This window comes from Luteitalea sp., assembly GCF_044337415.1.
Lineage (GTDB): Bacteria > Acidobacteriota > Vicinamibacteria > Vicinamibacterales > Vicinamibacteraceae > Luteitalea.
This window is the reverse complement of the sequence record NZ_JBIINP010000252.1, coordinates 1-5325: the sequence shown is the minus strand read 5'-3', so window position 1 is coordinate 5325 and position 5325 is coordinate 1. Positions and strand designations below refer to the sequence as shown.

4 protein-coding genes are annotated in these 5325 nt (G+C 72.9%); all 4 read right to left on the bottom strand.

Annotated features, from left to right (window positions below; translation table 11 throughout):
• Positions 1 to 400: 400 nt before the first annotated feature.
• Positions 401 to 2170: a gamma-glutamyltransferase family protein gene (locus ACIRDX_RS20235; RefSeq protein WP_396627246.1), complete on the bottom strand. Its 1770-nt coding sequence runs from the start codon at positions 2168 to 2170 to the stop codon at positions 401 to 403.
• 88 nt (positions 2171 to 2258) lie between these two features.
• Positions 2259 to 3374, bottom strand: coding sequence for a Gfo/Idh/MocA family protein (locus tag ACIRDX_RS20230; protein ID WP_396627245.1), 1116 nt, complete (start codon positions 3372 to 3374; stop codon positions 2259 to 2261).
• 51 nt (positions 3375 to 3425) lie between these two features.
• A complete protein-coding gene (locus ACIRDX_RS20225) occupies positions 3426 to 3971 on the bottom strand; it encodes a hypothetical protein (RefSeq protein WP_396627244.1) in 546 nt (181 codons plus the stop codon).
• Between the two features lie 78 nt (positions 3972 to 4049).
• A partial coding sequence (locus tag ACIRDX_RS20220) for a DUF1593 domain-containing protein (RefSeq protein WP_396627243.1) occupies positions 4050 to 5325 on the bottom strand: 1276 nt, incomplete at its 5' end.

Below are 5325 nucleotides of genomic sequence, written 5' to 3'. Positions count from 1 at the left end.
TGCTCCGCGTGCTGTCGCGCCCCTACGACGACCAGCCCGGCGAGGACGACCTCGCGGCGAAGCGCCCGGAATGGGCACGCCACCGCGCCGGCTGCAGCATGCTCAGCTGCAGTTCGTAGGGGCTGGGGGCTTGGGGCTTGGTGCTTGGGGCTTGGGGCTCAGCTCAGGGCTCAGGACTGGGGGCTGGGGGCTGGGGGCTGGGGGCTGGGGGCTGGGGGCTGGGGGCTGGGGGCTCGGAAAGCATGCCCTCGACTGCGCTGGGGGCAAGCGAGCCCGGCCATGCATGGCCACAGGCGACAGGCTGCAGGCAACCTGCGGCCTCGCCGGATCGGACGCGGCGAGCCCCCCGGGCCTGTTCCTACGGCATGAGACATGAGGCATGACTCATGAGGCATGCCCCTCACTTCCCCCGCGCGATCCCCTCGCGCCGCGGGTCCGCGCCCCCGAACCAGCCCGTCGCCGTTCGCTGGATGCCCTGCAGGCCCGAGGTCTGGTCGATGTAGCGCACCTCGTGGCCGCGCGCCTCGAGGGCCGGGCCGAGGGCGGGATCGACGCGGCCGAGTTCGAGTTCGGTAGGCCCGTTGCGGCTCCCCACGTTGGGCAGGGCGATGGCCTGCTGCACGTCGAGGCCCCAGTCGAGGGTGCCGAGCAACACCTTGCCGACGTAGTTGATGATGGCGCTGCCGCCGGGCGATCCGAGCGTCATGCGGAACGCACCGCTCGCGCGATCGAACACGAGCAGCGGCGTCATCGAGGATCGCGGTCGCTTGCCGGGCTCGACGCGATTGGCGATCGGTGCGCCCGCTGCGTCGGCCGGGGCGAGCGAGAAGTCGGTGAGCTGGTTGTTGAGGATGAAGCCCCGCACGAACTGGCGCGATCCGAAGCCGTCCTCGACGGTCGTGGTCATCGCCAACGCGTGGCCCTGCGCGTCGACGATCGAGATGTGCGACGTCGAGGGACGCTCGAGCGGGATGCCGGCCAGCGCCGCCCGGGCGACACCCGGAGGGACCCCGGCCGTGGCCCGCCCCATCGAGCGCGCGCCGATGGTGCCAGCGCGGGACGCGATGTACTGCGGATCGAGCAGCGCCGGGACGGGCACGCGCACGAAGCCCGGATCCCCGACCCAGGCCTCGCGGTCGGCGAAGGCCAGCCGTGCCGCTTCCGTGTAGAGATGGATGGCCTCCGGGGCGAGCACCCAGCGGCGATCGGCGCCTCGCGTCGGCGCGAGCGCCCGCATGTCGCGCGGTTCCAGCATGCCGAGCACCTGGCCGAGTGCGAGCGTGCCCGACCCGGGCGGCGGGAAGCCGCAGATGCGCGAGGTGCGATACGTGAAGCAGAGCGGGTCGCGCTCGACGGGCCGGTAGGCGGCCAGATCGGCCTCGGTCAGCACGCCGGGATTGGTGGGGTGCGACCGCACCTTGGCGACGATGGCGGCGGCGAGATCGCCGGTGTAGAGCGCATCCGGGCCGTTGGCGGCGATGGCGCGCAGCACCGCCGCGAGCGCCGGGTTGCGCAGCCGGGTGCCGGCCGCCTTCGGCCGCCCGTCGGCCTCGTAGAAGTACGCGCGCGCCTCGGGATCCTTCGGCAGGTGCGTCTCGCGCGCCAGCAGCCCGGCCAGGCGCGGACTGACCACGAACCCCTCGTCGCACAGCCTGATCGCCGGCGCGAAGAGCTGCGCCCACGGCAGCCGCCCGTGACGCGCATGCGCCAGCGCGAGCATGCGCACGACGCCGGGCGCGCCCACGGACCGGCCGCCGACGATGGCGTCGATGGTGCGCATCGGGGCACCGTCGCGCATGAAGAGGTCCGGGGTGGCCGCCGCGGGAGCGGTTTCGCGCCCATCGAGCGCGCTGACCGTGGCGCCGTCCCAGTACATCAGGAACGCGCCGCCGCCGATGCCGCTCGACTGTGGCTCGACCAACGTGAGCACCATCTGCACCGCGACCGCGGCGTCGAGGGCCGATCCGCCCGCCGCGAGCATCTCCGTTCCTGCCTCGACGGCAAGCGGGTTGGCGGCGGCGACCATGTACGACGTGGCCGCCCACCCGGGCTTGTCGATCCAGCCGCTCGCGGCCTCGGGGGCCTGGGGCAGCGCCGGGCGGTCAGGCGACGCGCAGGCCGTGAGCGTGAGGCTCCCGGACAGGAGCAGGAGGCCGAGGAAACGGGGCATGCAGGGAAGAGTAGTGCAAGGGCGGGGGGCTGGGGGCTTGGGGCTCAGGGCTCAGGGCTCAGGGCTCAGGCTCAGGCTCAGGCTCAGGCTAAACGCTCAAGACGCGCAGGCTGCGGTCGAGCGTGGCTGGGGTGACGGTGCATCCGGTGAGTCCGGCCTGCATGATCGCGATGCCGAGGGCGAGGGCGTCGGCGGCGGCGCGGACGGAAAGGTCGGCCGTCCCAGCTCCGCCGACGGCCTGCAGCAGGGCGTCGAGCACCGCCCCCGGGCCTGGCGGCGTGGGCGGCAGTGCGGCCAGGGGATCGTCGACGGGCGCCAGTTCGCGGTAGCCGCTGTAGCGCGGGCTGTCGGCCGGGGCGAGGACCTCCCACACGTCGTTGCCGATGCGGACGCGCCCGCGCGAGCAGATCAGGTCGCACTGGAACACGAAGTACCCCTTCGCCCCTCCGGTGACGAACGCCTCCACCCCGTTGGCGAACACGATCCGGGCACGCCCGCCGCGATCGACGATTCCCCCGCCAGCCAGTGCGGTGGCGTATCGCGCCGCGTCGGCCTCGTCAAGTTCGTGCGCATCGCCAGACGCAGCCGCTTCGTGCGCGGGCGTATCGAGCGACGCGTCCACGCGCGTCCACGGACCGCACCACGCGAGCAGGAGGTCCCATGCATGCGTGCCCGTGTGCACGATGTGTCCGCTGAACAGCACATGCACGCTCTCGAGGCGCCCCAGCGTGCCGGCCTCGAGGCAGGCGCCCACCGCGCGGTATCGCGGCTCGAGGCGGCGAGGGTAATCGACGACGGCGGAGACGCCGGCGGCATCGAGCTCGCGGGCGAGCGCGTCGGCGTCCTCCACCGAGCAGGCGACGGCTTTCTCGATCCAGAGCCCACGCGCACCAGCGGCGACGGCGTCGCGACACATCGCGACGCGGTCGGCGGCGTACGCACACACCGACACCACGTCCGGACGTTCCCGCGCGAGCATCGTCCGGTGGTCGTCGTACAGGTGCGCGGGCTCGACACTCCAGTCCTCACCAAAAGAGGCGAGGCGGCTGGCATCCGTGTCGCAGCCCGCGACGAGGGTCGTGCGGGGATCGGCGGCGTACCAGCCGGCGTGCGTGTGCGGTCGCGCCCGCAACGGGTCGCGCTCGAGCAGCGACGCGATGCGACCGGTGCCGATGATCGCGGCGCGCAACGGCGAGGGGGCCATGCGCGCGATCGTATCGCGGCGCGCGTCAGGCTCGGCCGGGCTGCCTGCGGCTCAGCGCGACGGCACCGGATGGTCCTTCATGGCCTCGGCGCGGCCGTTGGCGATGAAGGCGGTGACGACGTCGGCATGCGCCTGGATCAGCTTGACGACGTAGGGATCGGACGAGGTCTCGACGACCTTGACGCCCTTCGGCGTCAGTTCGTGGCGCAGGGCGATCTTGTCGGCGTTGGCGAACACTTCGCGGAAGAGCGGGTCGCGCTGGTGGATCGGCCGCTTCTCCTTGACGCGCGCTGACATGGCGTCGAGGTGGGTCTGGATGGCCTTCGCGATCTCGGGGTCGTCAGACTCGGTGAGCGACTCCACGCCGTCGGGCCTGCGCGTCACAGTCCGCGTCACCTTCTTGCCGTTGTCCAGCAACTGGTGGAACACCGCCATGTCGGCCTGGTGTCCGGCGTCGTGCATCATCCCGGGCCCCATGCCCTGGCCGCGACCGGCACCCGCAGGCGGCCCCTGTGGCCCTTGAGCGAACGCGGACGGCACGGCGACGAGCATGGCGAGCGCGAGCACCTGCAGCGCGCGCGGACGGATGACGGTCATGGCCTCTCCTCCGGGAGCGCGCCCTGCGCGCGGGTCCCGTGAGAGGAGATGCAGGACGGCGCCTCGAGGTGACGCGCGTCAGCGGATGTCGAGAATCACGCGGCGATAGCGCGTCAGCGTCGGGCTGCCTTCGTCGGTCACCTCGAGGATCACGTGGGCGACACCGGCGACGGTCGGGGTGATGGTCACGGCGGGCGTCGCCTCACCAGCCAACTCGACGCGCGCAGGCGGCCGCACACCTCGGGCCGCCGGCGGACTGCCTGAGGTCGGCTCCATCACGGGCGCCGGGCGTCGCCCACGCACGACGGGCATGCCGGGGATCCCGCTGCCCGCTTCGGCGTAGTGCCACCAGCGATAGCGCACGCCGTGGCCATCGGGGTCGGTCGCGCGTGCCTCCACGCGGATCGGCACGCCCACGGTGGCCTGCAGCATGATCGGGCCACGCCCGTCCTGGCCGTTCACGACCACCTCGGGCGCATGGTTGGCCTCGGCGCGCGGGCGCACGGTCCACGTCATGCGCGCCGCGAAGTCATGCTGGAACGCCTCCCGCCAGCGCCAGACCGTCGCCTGGTCGGAGGTGACGACGAGCCCGCCCGCGCCGGTGACCGTGTCGCGTGAGTCGTCGTTGCCAGGGTAGGCATCGCCGCCTTGCGTCCAGAATGCGCGCGTTTCGCCGCTCGGCTGCCGCCACAGGTAGCGCCCACCCCAGCCGCCCCAGGCCGGCGACATGGCGCTCGCGAGCCCGTTGTCGATCAGGCCGAGGAACGACGGCGTGTCGCCCTCGTGGATGCAGCACGGGTACGGATACAGCTGCCCGAGCGGGCCCATGGCCCGGATGTGCGTGTCGACCCACGCATCGCTGAAGGTCGTGAAGTCCGCCCCGGGGGCGTTGCGGTAGAACCGATCGCCGCTGATGCCGGTCCATGTCGCGCCGGCATACTCCTGCCCGTCCTGCGTCGACGGCGACACCACGTAGCGCAGCGCCGGGAACTCGCGCCGCAGCCACGGCCCGGCATCGTCCTGATCGGAGATCGCGTACACGCGCAGCCTGTCGACGACGGCGGCCATCGTTGCCGCGTCGAGCGTGGCGCGCGCATCCCGAAGCGCCTGCGCCAGTGTGTTGGTGCCGCCCCACGCCACCACCCACAGCGGACGCGGGTCGTCGCGCCGCGCCGCGGCGAGCAACAGGCTGGCCCCCTCGCTTCCGCGCCCCTCACCCACGGCAGCCATGCCGAAGCCGGGCTGCCCCGCGGCGACCACGGCACGCAGCGCCTCCACGGTGGGATACCCGGCAGCGTGCGTCGCCAACCGCGGCTGCACCTGCGCGTAGGCGTCGAGCACGGAACGGATCACG